Here is a 22,951-nt window from a genome sequence, read left to right as displayed (position 1 = left end):
GTGAAAAAACCTATTTCATTATGGATAATTCAGATAATTATTATAATTAATATATCTTCATTTTTGTTTTATTTTTTAAAAAACACATCTTTTTTATTTGTTGTTTACAAGATGAACATTCCTCTTTACTTGAAAATTGAAACTTACTTCCTTAACGCAATCATGTTATTAGTATTAGTCATTCAAGTTGCTGCTTTGTATTTATCATTTAAAAGAAATCGGTTAGCCAGAATATTTACCTTATTAGGATGGTTTTGTTTTCTTATTTCATTCTTATATTCTAATTTTAGTGGTGGGTGGGCCAGCATCCCAGAAGGTCCTATTCGTTATGATAGTGATCTTGAAAGGTTGGGGGCACTTTGGGGGAAGTATGAGGAAACTGCATTATGTTTGCTGTTAACTGCATTTTTGTGTTTTTCAAAAAAAATGAAACAGTATTTTCAATTTAACTAGTTCCTTCTTATTTTCTTAAGAAACAACCTTAATTTAAGGTCTTAATGATAAATGTGTTGATAGAGTTGGTGTTTTATGTTGTTGAAAAACAGTACATTTATATGTTGATTTAGAGACGGCGTATGGTACTTCCACATGCGTAAATAAAGATGAATAAACGTATATTCACTGCAAATTTTCTAATTCGACAATTCTATCTATAACAGGAGTTGTGACATTATTCGCATATTCGAAAGTGTCGAGATAAATAATGTTTTTTCTGTCGAATCCTTTTCTATAAAACATGTATTTCAAACCTGGGGCGCAGACCAGAAGTCTAGCACCTTGTTCAATAAGTTTTTTTATATCTGATTCGGTGTCATCTCGGTAAACATGCCAGTCTAAATTTTTCTGTGCTATCGCTTTTTGTAGGGCTAATATATAGTTATCTTCGGTATATAAATTAAACAAAGCGCCGAAAATACCGGAACCTGTTACCCCTTGTATAGGGTTTCTGCCAAGTATAGGGCTAGGCATATAGATAAAGTATATTTTTTTCTTTTCCATTGTTGAATTATCAATATCGTAATATATAAACGTACCACACTGACTAGGAACATTGATATAAATTTATGCTAGTTTCAACCCTACTGATGGATTGAAATAACTGTTTTTGACCTTTGCTTGTAAAATATCACCTCTATAGCTAAAGAGGGGATACATAAGCGCTCAAGACGTGTCCTCGGTGTGCTCTTCATCTATGAACGTCGGGTGGCGCCATATTGCCATATAAAGAGGTGAATAGTGTTATGGCAATTTCTTCACATTTAGGTACCTAATCTTCTGAACTGCGCAAATCACTTCGACCATAAAAAGTACCGTATGATATAGATTGGTGTGTGATAAGACGGGGAATTGCGGAAAGGATGATTTTGTCGCTATGCCATCATCACTCATCTCACTTTGCACATGTTCTGATGTTATCGATTTATAATGATTGTGCATTGAACATTTATGTTAATGAGTAGTAATTTTTTTATCAAATTAAATGATGAGCGATAAGTTATTTTATTACGCTTGATGGTGAGTAAATGAAAATATAGTTATTTTTACTTATATCAATATTCTGGGGTGTGAAAATTAAAGCCATTTAACCTTAACAACAGTACCTGTTTCTATGCATACTATGACTTCGGATTTATAAGAGTAAAGATATTTTTACAGTGCTTGGAATATTTCGTAAGTATAATATAATTAAAAGTTATTTTTCCTAATTCAAGTGTCTTTTTGCTTAAGTTTTACTCAAATTTGCTCATCGGATGGCTCGAAAAGATGAGATAAATCTTATTTATTTAGGTGGTTACCATTAGCATATTTAGGAGCATACATGCTATTATTACGTGTAATGTTTTTTATTAACTAACTGATTTTTATGTAAAATATTATATTGATAATAAATTAAATTAATGATTATTGAAAATAAACCACAGCATACAAGTCGTTTAGAGGTATAAAATTAAAAATGAGTAATAAATACCTATTGGCAATTACACCGCTAATTACTTTTTTTATCGCTTCTGAATCTTTGGCATTTCAAAAGCAACAATATAATCCTGTTGTGTTCAACATGGCACAACTCTATGATTTTAATCCAGTTAAAGGAAATGTTAAAGAAATTAGGTCCGTCGTTTACAATAAAGACAAGTCTATTAACTATGAGTCATTGTTAAAAATTGGTCGTGATGGCTGCATAGATAGTTTTGCTTTAAACCAAAAAAAGGATGAATACCTCAGTGGTGTACATAATTATCTCTTTGTTGAGAGAGTTAAAAATAAATTAGTTGGTAGGGATAATAATGGCCCTGTAGAAATGGAAATCGGTAATAACTGTACGATATTATCAAGAAAGGATAATAATGGAAAACTGATATATCGATATAACAAAGAAGGGATTATTATCGGCTCTGTATTGGCAGATAATAAAACAAAGTTTAGCGAAAATAATTATAATGAGTTTAAACTACCAACAACGATAAAATATTACAAAGATAATAAAGTAATATCTGAAACCATTATTACATATGGGAAAGATATCACTAAGCCATTTGATCTGTTAATGAAAATTCGTGTGTTAGGTCAGACTATTTTACAAGTAGACTCTAAATGTGATTACAATAGCCAAAATATTGCACATAAGTGTCATTTTGAACTAACAATAAATGAAAATGGTCAGGACATTAAGTTAATCAAAGATAGTACGACGGAAGTGTCATTCTATTGATAGCGAAATTTTTATAAAGGAGCTTTAGTCTGTGTCCAAGAATCGCCCTCTCAGAGTATAACTGGCTTTTAATTTTTAAAAGCCAGTTATAAGAGGGTATAAATTGTTATTTTAGCAACCTAACTTGAAATCTCGTGTTAGGCGTATCCCGTGAATGGCTACTATGGCGTAGTCTTAAGGAAATTTACCACGACCCTGAAGAGCCGCCTCCACCGGAGCTCCCGCCACCACCTCCGCTAAATCCGCCACCGCCTCGGCCTCCACCACTGCCGCCTCGGCCATTATTATTGCTCCCACCAATGTACACATTGATAAAACCAAAATAATGACCAATGCCAATGATGCAACCAACACTACTTGAAATAACGGATGAAATAACAAAATCACCTTCTGATATGACGAGTGCAAATAGAAAAATAAAACCAGTAAATAAGAAGGCAATAGTAATCGAAAGACGCTTTTTTTCTGACTTAATAATGAGGCCAAGTATTTTATAAATAATAGCAACAGCCAAAAATAAAAGTAGAAATATCGCAACAAACATAGTGAAAGCGAGGATGAACACCATCCAGGTGGGTAGTATTTTGAGAAAAAGGAATTGGCTCCAACGTGGTAATTCTGTATATAAAAAATCTTCTCCAAACTTCATGCCATTACCTGCGGGGTTATTAAAGCCGCCAGTGTAAGCAGTTAACAAGAGAATGATAGCGATTGGAATTGCAGCCTTAAGTTTATGTAATTTAATAAGATGATATATGATAAAAAGCCAGATATAAGCGCTTGCCGCTAGTACGATAGCAAGTGAAGCATCTAATAAACCAAAGGGAGCAGGTTGTTTAGAAATAAAAAAGCTAGGAGTTTTGGCGTCAGGGAGTGGCTCATTTTTTATTAAGGCGATTAGGGAATCAATAGTACGGTTGAGACCTCCTGCATAATTACCGCGCTTAAATTCAGGTATAAAATCATATTCTAAAATACGCTTTGCAAGGCTATCGCTGATTGCCCCTTCTAACCCATAACCCACCTCGATACGCATTGTACGGTCATTGACAGAGACGAGTAAAAGAACACCGTCATCAATATTTATACGACCAATCCTCCATTGATTGAATACTTTTTCTGCATAGCTTTCAATATCTAATGGGGAAGTACTCTTTACGATTAAAATGGCAATTTGCGACCCAGTTTGTTGCTGAAATAGCGCTAACCGTCGAGCTAAACTATCGCGCTGTTCTGTTGTTAATAAATGTGCTTCATCCACGACGTGACTGGTCATCGTGGGAATAGAAAGTGTATTCGCAAAAGTGGGAATAGAGAACAATAAGAAAAACAATCCCCATAGCCATTGTTTTGTTTGCTGAATTTTGCCAATCATCGTGGAATCCTTTCTGAAAGGGTGAATTTCATTATATTCGATAGTCATATAACGTCAGCATATACTGACTGAATAATACATAATCTTATTTAATTTGTAATCGTTTTCATAGGATGGAATAGCGTTTTGAGAAATAATGATTAAATTAAAATTAATTTAATCATTGAATATTGTTCCGATAAAATAAGAATATTCGTTAAAACCTGTCATTCATATCATTAAATGTTAATAGGCTACTCTTGAACTCTTGAGTAGCAAAGCTCACATATTGTCTAACAAAAGCTTAATTTCTAATCGCAACGAGGTGACATTACTCACATTCTTTAACTTATCTTGCTATTTAAGACATTTTTTTCTCGCACTTAATAGATTTATCGTCTTTATTAAATTTTATACAGAAATGTTATTGAATTGTGACAGACGGATAAAGAATAAAGTGAATACAGCTTATGTGAGGGCAGAATGGAACTGATAACAGCTTGGTTAGGAGAACTTAACGGTATTGTGTGGGGAGTTCCCATGTTGATTGGGATCCTCGGTGTTGGGATCTATATGCAGCTCCGATTGGCATTTTTGCCAATCCGTAAATTGGGTACAGGGTTTAAGTTACTGTTTCAGAAAAATGAGGATAGGGGTGAAGGGCAAATATCGCCTTTTAATGCGTTAATGACAGCATTATCGGCGACAATCGGTACTGGTAATATCGCAGGGGTTGCCACCGCTGTGGTGATGGGAGGGCCAGGCGCGCTGTTTTGGATGTGGATCACGGCATTGGTTGGTATGGCCACAAAGTACTCAGAAGCTGTGCTTGCGGTACGTTTTCGAGAAGTCGATAAGTATGGACAATATGTTGGTGGCCCAATGTATTACATCAAAAATGGTTTAGGGCCTAAATGGATTTGGTTAGGTACATTATTTGCTCTTTTTGGTGCTTGCGCCAGTTTTGGAATTGGGAATACTGTACAAGCGAACTCTGTTGCCGATGTGCTGGAAAGTAACTTCGGCGTGCATAAATGGTTGACTGCTGGGGCACTTGTAATCTTAGTTGGTGCTGTGTTAATTGGTGGATTGCGTCGTATCTCTGATGTTGCAGGGAAACTCGTACCATTCATGACCGTGGCTTATTTTGGTGCAGGTTTATTGGTATTAGGGCTCAATTTTACGGAGATCCCAGCTGCATTTTCTTTAGTGATTACCTCAGCATTTACACCGGTTGCGGCTCAGGGTGGGTTTGCAGGTGCTGCTGTATGGGCGGCAATTCGCTTTGGTGTTGCGCGTGGCGTATTTTCCAATGAGGCTGGTTTGGGAAGTGCACCTATTGCTCACGCTGCGGCAAAAACTCAAAACCCGATCCGCCAAGGGTTGATCGCAATGTTAGGTACTTTTATCGATACCATTATCGTGTGTTCGGTAACAGGTCTTACTATCATTATTACTGGTGGATGGTTAACAAGTGAAACAGGGGCGACACTAACCGCATCTTCTTTCCAATCAGCGATCCCCGGTGGGAATTATATTGTTGCCGTTGCGTTAGCCATATTTGCTTTTACCACTATCCTAGGATGGAGTTTTTACGGTGAAAAATGTGTGCAATATTTATTTGGGGTGAGGGCAATTAAGGTCTTTAGGGTGTTATGGCTTATTGCATTACCGATTGGTGCAACCCAATCTCTTGATTTTGTTTGGCTACTTGCAGATACCTTAAACGCGATGATGGCGATACCGAACTTGATTGCTCTATTATTGTTAAGTCCGGTTGTTTACCGTTTAACGCGGGATCATATTAAAGATGTCAATGCCGACAGCATTGATATGGAAAAATAAATAATATCACTGATGGCCTCACGCTCTGTGAGGCCATCTCAACATTTAGGTGGTAGGGTATTTTCGTTTTTTATTTTGCTCTTATTCGCCCCTAATTCTTTTCCAACGCCTTTCCCTGTTAGACCTATATTTCTTATATGTAATATCGATTTTTTCTATTTATAAATAGAATAGCACTATGATTTCACAGGAAAAATATTGCAATTGTGTAGAGGCAATGTTTTCATAAAAAACCGAGTGGTGATGCGAGTAATATATTAATAAGCTAATAATACGGAGGGAAAATGCTAAAAAAGGGGATTTCGATTGCGATGTTGTGTGCGATTTGCTTACCCGTGCAAGCGATGAAAGAATATGATCTTAAATGCCCTGAAAGGGGAGTGATGACCGTACTACATACAAATTATTTAATTAGCACATTGAAGTGGGGAAGCCGCTTTATTGTCTCTCACCCGGCCATTAGTTATAACGAACACAATGTAAACTATAAAATTTATAATTTCTTAAATGGTGATTCATTAGTGAAAAAGGCAGGGGATCATAAACGTTACTATTTTATTTATAAGGATGGGGAAAAGGTCGAATGCACGAAAATAGGGGAAGCGGAATTGGAAATAACGAAATTACCGATTGTTCATAATGTGAGCTGAATATCGCCACCCAAAGTATGAGTGGCGATAAAAATAACTTACTTACGTGCGTCTAACAGTTGTTGCGCATTGTCTTTTGTGACTACAGTCCAAGGGATTTGGTAACGTTTATCTTTACCGTCATTCCATTGCAGTTGATCGGCATATTGTTTCCAAATAGCTGATTTGGGTTGATAGCTGTCGCCTTTGACTGACTTCATTGCGATATCAATCGAGCCCTGCATTTGAGCATTGGCATCTTGTAGGATAGAAACCATTTCTCCGTTCTGCACTGCTAGGATCGCATCAGAAACACCATCCACACCAGCAATAGCAAAGCTATTTACATCAAGGCCGGCACCTTTAATGGCTTCGATAGCACCTAAAGCCATTTCATCGTTTTGAGCGATGACGCCGTTGATTTTGCCACGGTGTTTTTGTAACCAGTTTTCCATGAGTGGCATTGCTTCTGCACGTGACCAGTTAGCTGTTTTGCGTTCTAATACTTTAATTTTTCCGGGGCCACATTCAGCGATAGCTTTATCGTTACCTTCACCGCGTTGGATCTCACCGCTACCCCCTTTAGGGCCTTCGATAATCACAACATTACCTTCACAGTTCATTTTATCGAGGACGGTTTTTGCTTCCATATAACCACCTAAAACGTCATCAGAAACAACTTCAGCGGTCATTTTATCCGTGTTGAGGCGTGCGTTAGTCACGATCACAGGGATTTTGGCATCATTTGCCATAGTGACGACATCAATGTTCGCTTCATAATCCATTGGGTTGATGATGATAGCATCTGCTTTAGTCTGAATTGCTGTTTCCGCTTGGTTGTTTTGCACCATCGGATCATAGCGACCATCGTAAACGGTGATCACCGCTTCACCCTCTTTAACCGCAGGGTGCTCTTTGGCGGCTTTTTCCATTAATTGAACAAATTCAGCTTTCATGCCATACATCAAAATAGCAATTTTGACAGGCTCCTCTTTGGCTGCAAGCGCCATATTACTCATGAATAGTGCAGTGGTAAGAGCTGCAATTTTAGTCATTTTTTTCATTATGATACCTTTCACAGTGAGGGTCAGTGTTGTTTTAATTAGTCACGTCTTTGTTTACGTGAAGGGTCGAGCAGAACCGCGATGACGATCAACGCACCTTTAATGATTTGTTGGTAATAAGAGGGAACACCCAACAAATCTAATCCATTGTTCATAACGCCGATAATTAGCACACCAAAGAAGGTGCCAACCAGTGTACCAACGCCACCAGACATACTGGTTCCGCCAATAACGACGGCAGCGATAGCATCTAGTTCATAGGCTCCACCGGCACTGGTTTGTGCAGAGCCAGTTCTTGCGGTAAGGATCAGTCCAGCAATACCCGCTAATGCACCACACAGGGTATAAACCAGCACTTTGACTTTGATGACACTAATACCGGATGTTCTTGCACTTTTAGGATTGCCACCAACCGCATAGACATAACGGCCAAATGTTGTTTTATTTAGCAATACCCAAGCGAGTGCAAAGATCACGATTAATATGACGACGGGCACGGGGATATCAAAGATATAGCCATTACCTAACCATCTAAAGTCATTATTGAGTTGTGATACGGGGTTGCCGTCGGTAGTTAATAGGGTTAGGCCACGGGCAGCGGAGAGCATCCCCATGGTCACGATAAACGGTTGTAGGTTGAATTTTGCTAAAATAGTTCCGTTAATGAGACCACAGATGATACCAATGCCTAATGCGATGATCATTGGCATCATAACGGCATTCGCGGTGTCGCCAATGGATAGGCCTGCATTTGTGGTTGCAAAACGCGCTGCTACAATACCGCTCAGAGCGAGGACTGAGCCAACCGATAAGTCAACCCCCGCGGTGATAATGACGAAGGTCATGCCAATCGCTAAGATACCGTTAATTGATATTTGGCGTAAGACAATCAACATATTGTCTTGACTAAGAAAATAGTTGTTAGTCCATTCGCCGCGCGCAACTTGCACTTCACCTATCACAGCAACAATTAGGCAAAGTACAAAGAAAGCCATGATAATGCCGTACTTGTGCATGTTTTTCTTATTGCGGGCTAAAAAGGACATCCCCGTTGTTGGCGTAGAGTAAGTACTATTCATAGTTTTTCTCTTTATTTTTTGAATAAAAACCAATGTGCTGAATTAAACAGCAAGTTTCATTAATTCTGTTTGAGTTGCTTCAGTTGCCGATAACTCACCAGCTAATTCACCATCACGGAATACAATAATGCGGTCGCTCATACCGATAATTTCTGACAGTTCAGAAGAAACCATGATGATCCCTTTGCCTTTTAAAGCGAACTCCGACATATAACGATAGATTTCTTTTTTGGCTCCCACATCGATTCCACGGGTTGGTTCATCAAGTAGCATCACTTCAGGGTCGAGAAGCGCCCAACGGCCTAAGACAACCTTTTGTTGGTTACCACCACTAAGATTTCCTGCAAGTTGATCGGCATCTGGTGTTTTAATGTTGAAGAGTTTGATCATGTCATCTGCACGAGCTTGCTCTTTCTTTTCATTGATAAAACTCGCTCTGCTAATATCAGAGAATGAAGCGATATTAATGTTTTCGTTAATTGAACGACCCAGCATTAACCCCGTTTCTTTCCTGTCTTCAGTGACATAAGCAATGCCCGCTTTAATGGCATCTTGAGGGGAGTGTTTCCCTAATTGGATGTCATTAATTTTAATGGTTCCCGATGAGGCGTGTTCAATACCAAAAATAAGATCAAGAAACTCACTACGGCCGGACCCAACCAGCCCATATATTCCAAGGATCTCGCCTTTTTTCAGGGTGAGGCTGATATTTTTTATTTTATTGAGCCAACTTAATTGTTCGACAGTTAAAATAGTTTCATTAGTTGGTTGGTTGAATTTGGCGAATTCATCTTTAAATTCGCCACCGATAATATGCTCAATTAATTGTTCGCGAGTAATATCGGCAATCACCCCTTCAGTGATAAATGTGCCATCACGGAAAATCGAAAAAGTGTCCGCGATTTGGAATATCTCGGATAGGCGGTGGGAAACATAAATAATCCCTTTGCCTTTTTGAGCTAAACGCGTAATCACATCAAAGATTTTTTGCGCATCCTCTTCACCTATTGCGGATGTTGGTTCATCCATAATGATGATGTCAGCATTTGAGTGAGAAAGTGCTTTAGCAATTTCCACCAGTTGTTGTTCAGCAACGCTGAGATTGCGCACTTTTTCTGTTGGCGAAAGATCAAAATGTAGGTCAGCCATTAAATCTGCTGTCAGTTGATTCATTTTTTTGAAATCAACGAAACCGAGTTTTTTAGGCTCGCGACCTAACCAAATATTCTCTGCAATTGTCAGATCAGGAATCGAACTCAGTTCTTGTTGAACAATCGCTATACCGGCATTGAGTGCATCCTTTGGTTGATGAAAGTGACACCGTTTTCCTTTCACAAAAATGTCGCCTGAGTCAGGCTGAATGAACCCCATTAGGATACTTAAAAAGGTCGATTTACCTGCGCCATTGCCGCCACATAAAGCATGAATAGATCCTTTTTTCAGGCTAAATTGCGCATTTTTCAGCGCAACGACTGGCCCAAACGATTTTCTAACCCCAGTAATATGTAAAAGTTCATCCGCCTGAATGCCCGCTGAGTTTGTCATACAGCCACCTCTGGATATTCAGTTTGGAGTAACGAAAGATAGTCTTGATATAAAGCTTCATAGCGAGAAACTTTTTCACTATCAGGATTGACCAGCGTGCTCTCATCAAGGTGAACGAAACGCTGGCAAATTTTTGCTAATAATTCTGTTTTATTATCTTGCTCTGTTAAGGTGTCGCACCAAACAGCTTGAATAGCCGCTCCCAGTGCAGCAGCTTCGCTGTTAGTCACACAAATAACAGGGGAATTCATAATGTTCGCGACAATTTGACGCCATTTGGCACTTTTAGCCCCGCCACCAGTTAGGCGGATTTCGTTGGTTTGTATCCCTTGTTTACGGAATAAATCAATGCCAAAGCGCAAACCATAAGTGGCGCTTTCTACGACAGCAAGGCTCAAATTTTGTGCATTTAAATTATTACTATCAATATTATGGATGCTCGCCTTAGCGAGAGGCAGTTGAGGAACACGTTCGCCATTGAAAAATGGCAGTATTTGTAACCCATTAGCACCCGGCTCTGTTTGCTCTAAGGCCTGATTAAAACCATTAAGATCAAGATTCAAAAATTTTTGTATCGTCGTGGTGGCTGATGTGACATTCATTGTGCAAATCAAAGGCAGCCAACCATTGGTTGAAGAGCAGAAACCGGCAATCATTTCTGAATCGGCGACAACAGGTGTATTCGAATAGGTAAATAGTGTGCCAGAGGTACCTAAGCTCATGGTGATGATACCCGGTATAATATTACCAGTACCAATTGCAGCCATCATGTTGTCACCCCCGCCTGATGCCACTTTCGTTTGGCTCGAAATGCCAAGTTTATGGGCGATTTCAGGAAGTACGGTGCCAATGCAGGTTTCAGCAGTGACAAGTGGAGGTAAAGCTCGTTGTAGACGGCCTGAATCATCAATTAGATTGATGGTATGAACATCCCATTCACGGGTACGAATATTTAACAGGCCAGTACCAGATGCATCACCAAATTCAGCCACACGAACGCCCGTTAGCCAAAAATTGAGGTAATCATGTGGCAGTAATACCGTCTCTAACTGTTCCCAAAGTTCAGGGTGGTGAGTTTTCAACCATAAAATTTTAGAAATGGTATAACCTGTTTGAGGCATGAGTCCGAGTTGAGATAACGCACCGTCAGTGCCACCTAAAGCATCAATGATCTTTTGGTTTTCTGCCGTTGTTTCCGTATCACACCACAGTTTAACCGGTGCGATCACCTTGCCTTGGGCATCCAAAGGCACAAAACCATGTTGTTGGCCTGAAACGGCGATTGCGGCTATCTCTTTACCATCAATACTGGCATTATTGAGCGCTTGGTGAAACGCACTGACAAGTGCGTCTGTCCACCAAGAAGCATGCTGTTCACGGCGCCCAGATGCTTCGCTAATGAGTGGGTGAGGCGCAGAGCCTTCACCCAAAATTTGTGCGCTTTCGCTATCCACGATAACGACTTTGGTACTTTGTGTACCGCAATCGATCCCAGCATACAATGTCATGTATTACTCCATTTCCAGCACAATCTTAATATCGGTTGGACGGCCTTCAGCTGCACGCTCATAAGCCTCAACACTGTCTTTAAACTTATAAGTGGCTGACAACAAAGGTTTTACGTTGAGCTTACCGGAACTGAGTAGGCGGATAGTACGTGGGTACATGTTTGCGTAACGGAAAATGGTTTTAAACGTAATTTCTTTCGCTTGCGCTGAAACAATATCTAAAGGCGCAGGATCAATTGGCATACCAACTAATACGGCAGTTCCACCCGGTGCCATATGCTCAGTGATATTAGCGATCACCGCTTTCGCTCCGCTGCATTCGAATAAGACATTCACCCCATTACCTTCAGTGAGTTCATTAACTTTATCGGCGATAGCTTGAGTATCTTTGCTATTGATAGGGTGTAGGCCTGGATATTGTTTAGCGACTTCCAGTTTTTTATCGAAGAGGTCACAGATGATGACATCTGAACAGCCGCCAGCGAGTGCAGACAACGCGGTGATAATACCGATAGTTCCCGCACCAATAACGAGTGCGATATCACCGGGCTTGATTTCAGCTTTGGTCGCGGCTTGCATACCGATAGCGAGTGGTTCAACCATTGCGCCTTCAGCAAAAGAGACATTTTCAGGTAATTTAAAAGTGAACGCAGCGGGATGAATAACGCTCTCGCGTAGGCAACCATCAACAGGAGGAGTCGCCCAAAAGCGTACAGCGGGATCGAGGTTGTACAGGCCAGCGCGCGATTGCGTGGATTGTAAATTAGGAATACCAGGTTCCATACATACGCGATCGCCAACTTTTAGATGAGTGACATTTTTACCAACAGCGGTAATTACGCCGGATGCTTCATGGCCTAAAATCATTGGCTTTTCAACGACGAAGGGGCCGATACGACCATGTTGGTAGTAGTGAACATCACTACCGCAAATGCCTACGGTATGAATTTTAATTTCGACATCATCCTCTCCAAGGACTTCAGGACTTTGCCAATCTTGAATAGAAATTTTCCCTGCTTTTTCGAGTACTAATGCTTTCATGATTACCTCTGGCTCATTTTTATGGTATCGATATCATTTTTATGATGCGAATATTAGATCGAATTTTATTATTTTTATGTGACGCAGGTTATAGTTTCATTAAATGAGTGGCATTTTTGTAAACAAAAGCGGAAGAATAGGCTACCTGATCACATTTTTTGAGGGGGTGATGCCGTTATAATGTTATCGGTATCATTGAGGAGAGCAGAGCATGAATAAAGCACACTATCGGCAGCAAGTCGTTAATTTCCTAGAAAAAGCACATATCCGTCTCACAGAAGAAGAAAAAGCACGAATTGAGATCGCCAGTTTTGGATTACCAGACTATCCACGTTCAGGCTTACAACTGTTAACTTATTGTAATAGCGAACGTTATTGTGCTAAAGAGTTGGTGCTGTTTCCCCATCAGGTTTGCCCTGAGCATCGGCATCCACCGTTTGGCTCTTCAATGGGTAAGCAAGAAACTTTTCGTTGTCGGTGGGGGGAAGTATACCTATTTGTTGATGATGATTCGTTAACATTGAATAAAAATGAATCGGGGGAACCGATTTGCCCTAAACCAGAAGGTGATGAGCAGTGGTATCAGTGTGACCGCTTTATTTTACTCAAACCGGGAGAGCAGTATACGATAAAACCTAATACATTACATTGGTTTAAAGCTGGCAGTATGGGAGCGGTTGTTTCTGAGTTCTCAAGTGAAAGTCGTGATGAATTTGATATTTTTACCGACCCAAGAGTACGACGTTTAGAAGGGGTCGAATAATATTACGGTTTTGCATGACTGAAACGATTAAATGATACTATAATGGTACGAAATGATACTTAATTTAATAAGGAGATGAAATTGGCCGATCATAAGTCACAGAAAGTGACATTAGAAAATGTCGCAGCGCTTGCTAATGTCAGCAAAATCACCGCATCACGCGCTTTTTCTCAGCCAGATAAAGTTCATCCCGAGACGCTGAAAAGGATTTTAGAGGCGGCAGACAAAATCGGTTATGTCGTTAATGCCGTAGCGCGCAATTTACGTGCTAAGTCATCAAAAACGATTGGTATTGTTAGCCCCGATATGGGGAACCCATTTTTTGGTGGTTTAGCGAAGTTGATGACACAAGAAGCCTATCAAGTAGGGTACGACACATTGGTTTTTGATTCTTATGAGTCAAAGGAAAATGAGGCGCGTATCATTGAAAAGTTGATAGGCTATAATGTTGACGCCATCATTCTTTCTGTGGTTTCGTCTGATCGTTTTTATAAGCCCGATTATTTTCGGCAGCTTGAGCTGCTAAATATCCCTGTTATTTTAGTCGACCGAGAAGTTGATATTAAGCACTGTAGTGGTGTTTATATTGATAATTTAGACTGTGGTTTGCAAGCCGGGCGTTTTATACAGTCACAAGAGGCAAAAAGTGTTGTCATTGTTTCAGGACCCGAAGATTCTAATGTCGCACGGGATAGGGTGACAGGGCTTAAAGCTGCATTACAAGGAAGTGTCGATAAGGTTGAAATTTTATATGCAGATTTTCTGATGGATGAAGCTTATAAAGTAACGGATAGCTATCTACAAAAAAACAGTGCCCCTGATTTCTTTGTCGGCTGTAATAACCAGATTTCTTTGGGGATCATCAAGGCTTGTATTAAGCATCAAATTTCATTACGTGATGATGTTTCACTGTTTAGTATTGATGAGGTCTCTTATTCATCAATTTATGGTTTTAACTTCCCTTGTATCTCGCACGATTTGCAAGAAATCTCTTGGCAAGTGATTAACATGGCGGTGAGAAGGGCATCGGATGAAACAGCGAAGCCAGCAAAGGTTATTGTTAGAGGTAAACTCACCAATACGGTTTAGTCAATTTTCCTTTCATAGAATGGTGAAAATATTGTTGTTATCATAACTTAACGTGTCTGAATAAGACTATTATGGGTGATATTTCATGAGGAAATATCATTTTTATATCTCTATAGTGATACTTGCCAAGATAGACTAAAAGCCAATGTTTGGGGGCATTAGTGAGATGAAAGACCGTTATGACATCAAGTTTTCACTTTCTATTTCTGAAATACGAAAAATACAAAAGTATATAAAAGCAAACAAAGTGATAAGCGTGGCTAAACCCTATCATTGGGTCCTTAATATAGCCAATCTAAGCTTGTATAGTCTTGTCATCGGTTTATTATTCTTTTTTGCTATTGCATTATTGCTGTTGTTATCGACAGAGATAGACCCGAGTATGGCTCGCTTACAAAGAATGAGTGGCACAGCCCTAGCATTTATTGTCATAGCAGTGATGGCGCTCCTTCTTTCTAGTGTGTTAGAAAAATATTTTATGAAAAAATATGAACACAAAGAGCAAAATGATGAGACATATATTAGACATATTAAAATTAACCGTTATTTTATTGAGTCCATTCAAGATAACAGTATGTATAAGGTGTTATGGCCTCGAGTTAACAAGGTTGATGTGCAAGAAGATTTGATATTTGTCCATGTTGGAGATAATGATTTTATTATTTTCCCTACACGAGTGTTTTCTTCACAAGAAGAGTTTCAGCAACTTTATTCGTTTATTAAAAAGCAAATCGAGCGACATACGGTGCCATAATAAGCTGTTAAGTGAAGAAAAGTGCACGATTGTTTCGCTTTTTGGTGGTTCAATGGCGTTATAATGTATCGGTATCTTTAATCGACTTTAATATAGGTTTTTATGGGCATAGAATACCGCAGTCTGCATACCAGCCAATTGACACTGAGTGAAAAAGAAGCGCTTTACGATTTATTAATTGAAGGTTTTGAAGGCGATTTTTCGCATGACGATTTCGCGCACACTTTAGGTGGAATGCACGTCATGGCTTTTGATCAACAAAAATTGGTTGGTCATGTTGCAATTATTCAACGCCATATGGCCCTAGATAATACGCCTATCTCTGTAGGGTATGTTGAAGCGATGGTGGTTGAACAAAGTTATCGTCGCCAAGGTATTGGGCGGCAATTGATGCTGCAAACCAATAAAATTATAGCTTCGTGTTATCAATTAGGGCTGCTGTCGGCTTCGGATGATGGACAAAAATTGTATCATTCGGTTGGATGGCAAATCTGGAAAGGTAAGTTGTTTGAATTGAAACAAGGGAGCTATATCCGTTCTATTGAAGAAGAAGGCGGAGTCATGGGCTGGAAAGCGGATGGTGAGGTTGATTTTACCGCTTCGCTTTACTGTGATTTTCGTGGCGGTGATCAGTGGTAATCAATATTGATAATATAGCGTTATTATTCTGGATTACTGTTAATAATATTTAGGTTAGTTTTCATTTTATTGATAAAAATAAAACCATTAAATGGTAATCCAGTTTGACAACAAAATTGTTATATATAGAATACAGGCTGATTTTTAGTCTAAGGACTCGTAAGCGTTTACGTTAATCAACGCATATAACTTGTCATGCAACAGTTATATGCTGTTGTGTTCGTCTTATTTGGAGTCTGCACGATGTCTTCACAAAATAAAAATACCCTCTTTGGAATACCTAAACTTCCCACCAGAGCACTGATCTTTTTGATCCCTTTTTTCTTGTCATTAGTGATGAGTGGTATTGTTTCTTTAATCAGTACAGTTAAAGCGTTAGGGTTGAATAGTGAAATGCTAGCACCTTGGTTAAGTTCTTGGATGTTATCATGGATAATTGCTTTTCCTACCGTACTGGTCGTTCTGCCACTAGCGAAAAGATTCTCTCTATTTTTTGTTAAGAGTTAAGTAATCGCCATCCTTATGATGGATGGCGTATTGGTATTATTAAGTTATCTGCGCTTCTTGTGGTAATGCTGGTTTTGGGTAAGCCAAATATCTTGTCAAAGGCTCAATTAATAAAGAATGTGTAGATAGAGATACACATAATTAAAGCCAAATCCAATATCAGAACTTGTAACAAACTCATTGATGGCCACCAAATTCATACGAGATCAATAGTGAGTCGCTACAAATAAGGGCCATCAGCGACTGAATCCCTTATTTTCAATTCAGACGTAAAGATGTTTTCTTTTGAAAAATAGCCACCATCAAGCATCGAAATAGTGCGATGGATCGCCTCATTAATCATTGCACTTATGGGATCTTTAATGCTGGATAAAGCAGGTTTTAGGAAGGGGGCTAATGGAATATCATCGAAACCGATAACGGAAACGTGCTGTGGAACGGTTATACCTGCATCATCCAACGCTTTGATTGCACCAATGGCCATATCGTCATTACTGGCTAGAATAGCGGTGAAAGGCGTCGCTTGCTGCTGTAATTTTATTACGGCCTGAGTACCACAAGATGGTGTCCAGTGACCAGAAATAATTAGTGACTCATTAATATCAATACCATTGGCAGATAAGGCATCTTTATAACCAGACAGGCGTTCAATCGCGGTTGGCGAGTCCATTGAACCAGTGATAAAGGCAATTTCTTTATGCCCTCGGGAAATGAGATACTGTGTCGCATTAAAACTGGCACCCCTATGATCGCAGACAACACAGTGACTGTGATTTTTTCTCAGTTTACGGTTCACAACCATAATCGGTTGGGTATGTTGATCAATGATTTCATCTATCTGGCTAATACTCAGAAAGCGTGAATAAACAATAATCGCATCACAACGCAATCCGAGCAAAAATTGAATCGCAGCATGCTCTTCCTCTGCACTGTGCTTTCCATCAACAAGGAGCAGTTGCCGGCCATTGTCCTCTAGTTTTTTTGCTGCTTGTGACAGGATTTCATTAAAATAACTGCCCTGATAAAGATTATTGGTCACCACCAAACCAATGCAGGCGGATTTGCTGGTTGAAAGGTGACGCGCTAGTAAATTAGGACGATAGCCGGTTTCTTCAATGGCTTGATAGACCCGTACTTTGGTCTCCTCGCTGGTGTAGCCTTTTCCAGATAGTACTCGCGAAACTGTCGCTTTTGATACGTTTGCCCGTTTCGCTACTTCCTGCATTGTAGACATATCTTTATCCTGACAAATTGATATCAAAATCATTTTACACTTTTATATAGGGAGATGCAGAGGTCTATGTCACTACCAAAGCGGATCCCAGCCAAAACCCAATCCTATTACGTGAAAACTGTCACATAAAAACAATTAAAATAATAAACATCTTGAACTACTTTCAAATATATTAAATATTATATGTAACCGGTTACCTATTTGTTGCCCAGTAATATAAACACTTAAGCAATGATATTAAATATCTATTAATACATAGGCTTAGGTGCGTTTACAAAAAAACAGAATATGTATTCGTTACGGGTATAGCTGCATACCGCTGAATGAAAAGTGTGATTACAAGAGAGCATTTAATTATGTCAAAGAACTATGTGGCTGTTTCCCGTGCAATTGTTGATGCTATTGGCGGGAGTGAAAATATCACTGCTATTACTCACTGTATGACCCGTCTGCGGCTTGTATTGAAAAGCGATAAGCCTGTTGACCTTGCACGCTTAAAAAGTATCGATGGTGTGCTGGGTGTAGTGAAGATGGACTTACAGTATCAGATCATCATTGGTAATACAGTTTCAAAGGTTTATGAGCAAGTGATCAAGTTGCTACCAGAAGGAGCTGTGCAGGAAACTCAACTTATCGCTAAAAAAAGCTGGTCCTTTCGCCGTGTAGGAAGCGGTATTCTCGATGCTTTAATCAGCACGATGTCACCGCTGATCCCTGCGATTATTGGCGCGTCAATGGTAAAATTACTGGCCATGATCCTCGAGATGTCTGGTATTCTGACAAAAAGTTCCTCCACATTTATTTTGCTCAATGTCATTGGTGATGGGGCATTTTTCTTCTTACCGATTATGGTTGCCGCCTCTGCTGCACTGAAATTCAAAACCAATATGTCGCTCGCCATTGCTATTTCAGGGGTGTTGGTGCATCCAGCATTTATTGAATTAATGGCTAAAGCAGCGCAAGGTCAACCTGTCGATTTTATTGGAATTTCAATTACTCCAGTAAAATACACCTATACTGTGATCCCTGCATTATGCATGACTTGGATCCTCTCTTATATTGAAAAGTGGATTGATAAAATCACCCCTGCGGTTACAAAAAATTTCCTTAAACCGATGCTCATTGTGCTGATAGCTTCGCCGATTGCCATTATCCTGATTGGGCCGATGGGGGTCTGGATTGGGAGTGGCATTTCAGCGCTGGTTTACACTATTCATGACTATCTTGGTTGGTTATCTGTCGCCATTATGGGAGCTATTTGGCCACTGCTTGTCATGACGGGTATGCATCGAGTATTTACTCCAACCATTATTCAGACAATTGCTGAGACAGGAAAAGAAGGCATGGTGATGCCATCTGAAATTGGTGCCAACCTCTCATTGGGTGGCTCATCGCTGGCGGTTGCTTGGCGGACGAAAAACCCTGAATTACGTCAGACGGCACTTGCCGCTGCGGCCTCAGCGATTGTCGCCGGGATCACAGAGCCTGCACTGTATGGCGTAGTAATACGTCTTAAGAAACCTTTAATCGCTTGTTTAATCACTGGATTTTTCTGTGGTGCAATTGCTGGAATCGGTGGTTTAGCAAGTCACTCTATGGCCGCTCCGGGTCTATTCACCAGCGTACAGTTTTTTGATCCACAAAATCCGATGAGTATCGTTTGGGTATTTGGAGTCATGATCTTGTCGGTGGTAATGTCATTTATTGTGACACTGCTTCTTGGGTTTGAAGATATTCCTGTTGAAAAACAGGATGATAAACCAAAACAGGTAGCACAGGCTTTATCTCGTTCGTAACAAATAATTATCTGAGTGAATGAATAAATCAGGAGAAACACGTATGTCCACAGCAAAATTCCCCAAGAATTTCCTTTGGGGGGGAGCTATCTCAGCCAATCAAGCTGAGGGAGCATACCGTGAAAGTGGAAAAGGGCTGACCACGGTGGACATGATCCCTTATGGTAGTCATCGGATGCCGGTTAAACTGGGGTTGGAACAACGCTATAGCTTACGTAAGGATGAATATTACCCCAGTCACCAATCTATTGATTTTTATCATCACTATAAAGAAGACATCGCACTGTTCGCGGAAATGGGCTTTAGTGTGTTTAGAACGTCCATCGCATGGAGTCGGCTTTATCCTAATGGTGATGAGTTGGCGCCTAATGCTGAAGGCATTGCTTTCTATCGTGATCTGTTTAATGAGTGTAAGAAATACAATATTGAGCCACTCGTTACTTTATGCCACTTCGATGTTCCCATGCACTTGGTGACTGAGTATGGTTCATGGCGTAACCGAAAAATGGTGGATTTTTTTAGCCGTTATGCGCGAACCTGTTTTGAAGAGTTTAATGGCTTAGTAAAGTACTGGCTTACTTTCAATGAAATCAACATTATGCTGCACAGCCCTTTTTCTGCCGCAGGGCTTGTTTTCAAGGCTGATGAAGATCCTGAACAGGTTAAATATCAGGCGGCTCATCATGTGTTAGTGGCCAGCGCTTTAGCGACATGTATTGCGCATGAAGTTAATCCTGACAACCAAGTTGGCTGTATGTTAGCTGGAGGGGGATTTTATCCTTGGTCATGTCGTCCTGATGATGTATGGGCGGCACTGAATAAAGATCGCGAGAACCTCTTTTTCACGGATATACAGGTACGTGGATATTATCCAGCTTATGCGACTCGCTTATTTAAAGAGAAGAACATTTCGCTTGTTGTAGAGCCAGAAGATGAAGCGATTCTCACCAATACCGTCGATTTTGTCTCTTTTAGTTACTACACTTCCCGTTGCACTTCCGCAGAAATGAACGAGCAGAATAGCAGCGAAGCCAACGTCGTTAAGTCCTTGAAAAACCCCTATATCAAGGTTAGTGATTGGGGATGGGGTATCGATCCCTTGGGCTTACGTATCACGATGAATATGATGTATGACCGTTATCAAAAACCACTTTTTTTAGTCGAAAATGGGTTCGGTGCAAAAGATGAAGTGACGGAAGACGGGGAAATTAATGATGATTATCGGATTAGCTACTTACGTAGCCATATTCGTGCTATGGCTGAGGCTATTGGGGATGGTATTCCGGTAATCGGCTACACAGCATGGTCTTGTATTGATTTGGTTGCTGCGTCCACTGGGGAATTAAGTAAACGCTATGGCTTTATTTATGTTGATCTTGACGATCAAGGTAGGGGAACACGTGAACGAAAGAAAAAAAAATCCTTCTACTGGTATCAAAAAGTCATCGCGAGTCATGGGGAGGATCTGGAATAACAGAATCCCCTAGTTCAGTGTTTAACTAGGGGCTATTAAAACGGTAAAAACGTTCTAGTGTAGCCAAAAAAGTCATTTATGACCGTTACAGAGAAATAGGGTAATTCATGATGGCCTCATTTCGGTGAATTACCTTGAAGCGATGGTTGTTGATCAAAGTTATCGTCGCCAAGGAATTGCGCGAGTTTGATTCTGTATACCCATGAAATCATGGAGGCATGTTACCAGCGAGGAATGTTATCCGCTTCAAAGGAAGGGAAAACGCTCTCTCATTCAGTTGGCTGGAAGGTAGAAAGCGGCATTGTTTGAACGACAACAGTCACTCTATTGAAGAAGTGGGTGGAGTAATGATGGGATGGTCAGTGAATGATAATATGATTGGCTAGTGTTTGCGGGTTATTCTAACTATTTCGTCAACAACCAAATAGCCATCCTTATTTAGGATGGCTATTTGAGTTAGCTCATTAATGACTGTGCTCCTGTTGCGGCAAGGCAGATGCCGGAAGCCCAAATATCTTGTCAAAGGCCCAATTAAAAAAGAATGTGTAGATAGGGATAAAAATAATTAAAGCAAAATCCAATATCAGAGCTTGTAACAAGCTAATTGATAGCCACCAAGCAATCAATGGAATTAGAAAGATCACCAAGGTTAATTGAAATAAAACCGCATGGGCAAACCGGCGGCGAAATGTGCGAATTCGGGATTTCTGTTTGGATTCCCAATATTCAAAAGCGACATTGAAAATAAAGTTCCAACTAACGGCGATAGTGGTTATTACCAAAGCCAATGGCCCAGTTGTACCCGCTGAATTCCCCGAAAGAAATGCGAGTGCTAATGATGAAATCACCCAGCCAATCACTTCATAGGCGGTGATAAAAACAATTTTACGCTTAATACCTTGCATGTTTTATCTCATTTACTGTGTCGTCAGGTCTGGTAAATTAAATCAAGATTGATGATAATAAAAGTCAGCTACTATCAATATTATTGAAAGGTTAGAGATGCCATTTAACAGTGATAATTTAATGATCTTTTTAACGGTATTAGAAAAAGGATCTTTTTCAGCAGCGGCAAGGGCATTACACCGTGTGCCGTCCGCGGTGAGTATGGCTATCGCCAATTTAGAGGCGGAGTTGGGCTTTTTGCTGTTTGAAAGGCATACAAGGGAGCCTAAACCAACCGAAAAAGCGCTGGCCTTAGCACCTTATGCACGTAATATTGTGGATAATCTATGGCAGTTGAATGTATTTTCTCGCGAGTTGACTCAAGGGGTAGAAAGTACGTTAACGATTGGAATTGCGGAAGGAATTAACCCTGATTTATTATTTGATGCGCTAAAAATATTGAGTCAGCGCTACCCATTAATGCATGTGGAATTAATGACCGCGCCTCAAGATGATATTTTACCTTTATTGCATCAAAATCATATTCAATTAGCCATTGCATTTGGTGGTATATCGGTCAATTCACAAGAGCAGTTTCACTGTATTGGCTATGAGTCTTTAGTCGCAACCATCTCATCAAAACATCCATCAATTGGGCATTCAGCTTCCTTATATATGGAAGATCTCGTGCAAACTCGTCAAATAATTATTACTAGTTTTCAGCATCAGCTCAGCGATATTCGTGCTGTAGTTGCGACTAATTATTGGCGAACAGATAATTTTTCAATGGCATTGGGATTAGTTGAAGCTGGAATGGGATGGGGAAATTTACCCCTCTCTTTAATTAAAGATAAATTACAGCAGGGTTCACTGAAACGATTAGAGTTTAAAAATACGCCGAATGGCTTAGAGCTACCGATACATATTGTTTGCTTGAAAGGTCAGGTGTTAAAGCGTGGTGCACAGGAATGTATTGAATTATTAAAGGCAAATAATCAATTAATGCAATCTTCCCGTGTTTGAAAACGGTTC

The 22,951-nt window shown here is 39.9% G+C and carries 21 protein-coding genes; 12 read left to right on the top strand and 9 right to left on the bottom strand.

Going from position 1 to position 22,951, the window contains the following annotated elements:
• Positions 1-453: a hypothetical protein gene (locus PR675_RS00445; protein ID WP_014657982.1), complete on the top strand. Its 453-nt coding sequence runs from the start codon at positions 1-3 to the stop codon at positions 451-453.
• A gap of 165 nt (positions 454-618) precedes the next feature.
• On the opposite strand, the gene PR675_RS00440 is transcribed toward PR675_RS00445, so the two are convergent.
• Positions 619-999, bottom strand: coding sequence for a nitrogen fixation protein NifS (locus PR675_RS00440; protein ID WP_072197195.1), 381 nt, complete (start codon positions 997-999; stop codon positions 619-621).
• A gap of 955 nt (positions 1,000-1,954) precedes the next feature.
• On the opposite strand from PR675_RS00440, the gene PR675_RS00435 reads away from it, so the two are divergent.
• On the top strand, positions 1,955-2,713 hold the full coding sequence (locus PR675_RS00435; protein ID WP_004918281.1) for a YnfC family lipoprotein: 759 nt from the start codon (positions 1,955-1,957) through the stop codon (positions 2,711-2,713).
• A 184-nt stretch (positions 2,714-2,897) separates the two neighbouring features.
• Here PR675_RS00435 and PR675_RS00430 read toward each other — a convergent pair whose 3' ends face one another.
• Positions 2,898-4,088: a TPM domain-containing protein gene (locus PR675_RS00430; protein ID WP_060560712.1), complete on the bottom strand. Its 1,191-nt coding sequence runs from the start codon at positions 4,086-4,088 to the stop codon at positions 2,898-2,900.
• Positions 4,089-4,550: 462 nt separating this feature from the next.
• On the opposite strand from PR675_RS00430, the gene PR675_RS00425 reads away from it, so the two are divergent.
• Positions 4,551-5,912 carry an alanine/glycine:cation symporter family protein gene (locus PR675_RS00425; protein ID WP_004918286.1) on the top strand — a complete coding sequence of 454 codons (1,362 nt, stop codon included), beginning with the start codon at positions 4,551-4,553 and terminating at the stop codon, positions 5,910-5,912.
• 284 nt (positions 5,913-6,196) lie between these two features.
• Positions 6,197-6,562 carry a hypothetical protein gene (locus PR675_RS00420; protein WP_004918288.1) on the top strand — a complete coding sequence of 122 codons (366 nt, stop codon included), beginning with the start codon at positions 6,197-6,199 and terminating at the stop codon, positions 6,560-6,562.
• 38 nt (positions 6,563-6,600) lie between these two features.
• Here PR675_RS00420 and PR675_RS00415 read toward each other — a convergent pair whose 3' ends face one another.
• The 5 genes from PR675_RS00415 to PR675_RS00395 form a co-directional block, all read right to left on the bottom strand.
• Complete coding sequence (locus PR675_RS00415) at positions 6,601-7,560, bottom strand: substrate-binding domain-containing protein (protein WP_376738367.1); 960 nt, start codon at positions 7,558-7,560, stop codon at positions 6,601-6,603.
• An 83-nt stretch (positions 7,561-7,643) separates the two neighbouring features.
• Positions 7,644-8,684 carry an ABC transporter permease gene (locus PR675_RS00410; protein WP_036943664.1) on the bottom strand — a complete coding sequence of 347 codons (1,041 nt, stop codon included), beginning with the start codon at positions 8,682-8,684 and terminating at the stop codon, positions 7,644-7,646.
• Positions 8,685-8,726: 42 nt separating this feature from the next.
• Positions 8,727-10,229, bottom strand: a complete 1,503-nt coding sequence (locus PR675_RS00405) for a sugar ABC transporter ATP-binding protein (protein WP_060560713.1) — start codon at positions 10,227-10,229, stop codon at positions 8,727-8,729.
• The gene (xylB, locus tag PR675_RS00400; RefSeq protein ID WP_004918297.1) at positions 10,226-11,737 is read right to left on the bottom strand and encodes a xylulokinase; all 1,512 of its coding nucleotides are present in this window, start codon (positions 11,735-11,737) and stop codon (positions 10,226-10,228) included. The genes PR675_RS00405 and xylB overlap by 4 nt, the downstream gene beginning before the upstream one ends.
• Before the next feature lie 3 nt (positions 11,738-11,740).
• Entirely contained in the window at positions 11,741-12,778 is a 1,038-nt protein-coding gene (locus tag PR675_RS00395; protein ID WP_040132983.1) for an NAD(P)-dependent alcohol dehydrogenase, read from the bottom strand.
• Between the two features lie 211 nt (positions 12,779-12,989).
• On the opposite strand from PR675_RS00395, the gene PR675_RS00390 reads away from it, so the two are divergent.
• The 5 genes from PR675_RS00390 (at position 12,990) to PR675_RS00370 (ending at position 16,530) form a co-directional block, all read left to right on the top strand.
• Positions 12,990-13,541, top strand: a complete 552-nt coding sequence (locus tag PR675_RS00390) for a D-lyxose/D-mannose family sugar isomerase (RefSeq protein WP_004918301.1) — start codon at positions 12,990-12,992, stop codon at positions 13,539-13,541.
• Between the two features lie 75 nt (positions 13,542-13,616).
• A complete protein-coding gene (locus tag PR675_RS00385) occupies positions 13,617-14,630 on the top strand; it encodes a LacI family DNA-binding transcriptional regulator (RefSeq protein ID WP_004918303.1) in 1,014 nt (337 codons plus the stop codon).
• A gap of 166 nt (positions 14,631-14,796) precedes the next feature.
• Entirely contained in the window at positions 14,797-15,384 is a 588-nt protein-coding gene (locus tag PR675_RS00380; protein WP_232074397.1) for a YcxB family protein, read from the top strand.
• A gap of 102 nt (positions 15,385-15,486) precedes the next feature.
• Positions 15,487-16,023, top strand: a complete 537-nt coding sequence (gene aac(2')-Ia / locus PR675_RS00375; RefSeq protein WP_004918308.1) for an aminoglycoside N-acetyltransferase AAC(2')-Ia — start codon at positions 15,487-15,489, stop codon at positions 16,021-16,023.
• A gap of 243 nt (positions 16,024-16,266) precedes the next feature.
• On the top strand, positions 16,267-16,530 hold the full coding sequence (locus PR675_RS00370) for a DUF2798 domain-containing protein (protein WP_014657992.1): 264 nt from the start codon (positions 16,267-16,269) through the stop codon (positions 16,528-16,530).
• Between the two features lie 220 nt (positions 16,531-16,750).
• On the opposite strand, the gene PR675_RS00365 is transcribed toward PR675_RS00370, so the two are convergent.
• A complete protein-coding gene (locus PR675_RS00365; RefSeq protein ID WP_014657993.1) occupies positions 16,751-17,764 on the bottom strand; it encodes a LacI family DNA-binding transcriptional regulator in 1,014 nt (337 codons plus the stop codon).
• A 356-nt stretch (positions 17,765-18,120) separates the two neighbouring features.
• Here PR675_RS00365 and ascF point away from each other — a divergent pair, with 356 nt between their 5' ends.
• Together ascF and PR675_RS00355 are read left to right on the top strand one after the other, a co-directional pair.
• Positions 18,121-19,560 (top strand): PTS cellobiose/arbutin/salicin transporter subunit IIBC, encoded by a 1,440-nt coding sequence (gene ascF, locus PR675_RS00360; RefSeq protein WP_036943678.1) that lies wholly within the window; start codon positions 18,121-18,123, stop codon positions 19,558-19,560.
• Positions 19,561-19,603: 43 nt separating this feature from the next.
• Positions 19,604-21,034 (top strand): 6-phospho-beta-glucosidase, encoded by a 1,431-nt coding sequence (locus PR675_RS00355; protein WP_060560715.1) that lies wholly within the window; start codon positions 19,604-19,606, stop codon positions 21,032-21,034.
• Positions 21,035-21,498: 464 nt separating this feature from the next.
• Here PR675_RS00355 and PR675_RS00350 read toward each other — a convergent pair whose 3' ends face one another.
• A complete protein-coding gene (locus PR675_RS00350) occupies positions 21,499-21,939 on the bottom strand; it encodes a PACE efflux transporter (RefSeq protein WP_004918323.1) in 441 nt (146 codons plus the stop codon).
• A gap of 97 nt (positions 21,940-22,036) precedes the next feature.
• Between PR675_RS00350 and PR675_RS00345 the strand changes: the two genes are divergently transcribed.
• A complete protein-coding gene (locus tag PR675_RS00345) occupies positions 22,037-22,942 on the top strand; it encodes a LysR family transcriptional regulator (RefSeq protein ID WP_004918324.1) in 906 nt (301 codons plus the stop codon).
• Positions 22,943-22,951: the final 9 nt, after the last annotated feature.

It is taken from the genome of Providencia sp. PROV261 (genome assembly GCF_028477945.1).
Taxonomy (GTDB): Bacteria; Pseudomonadota; Gammaproteobacteria; order Enterobacterales; family Enterobacteriaceae; genus Providencia; species Providencia stuartii.
This window is presented reverse-complemented; position numbering and strand designations above follow the sequence as displayed.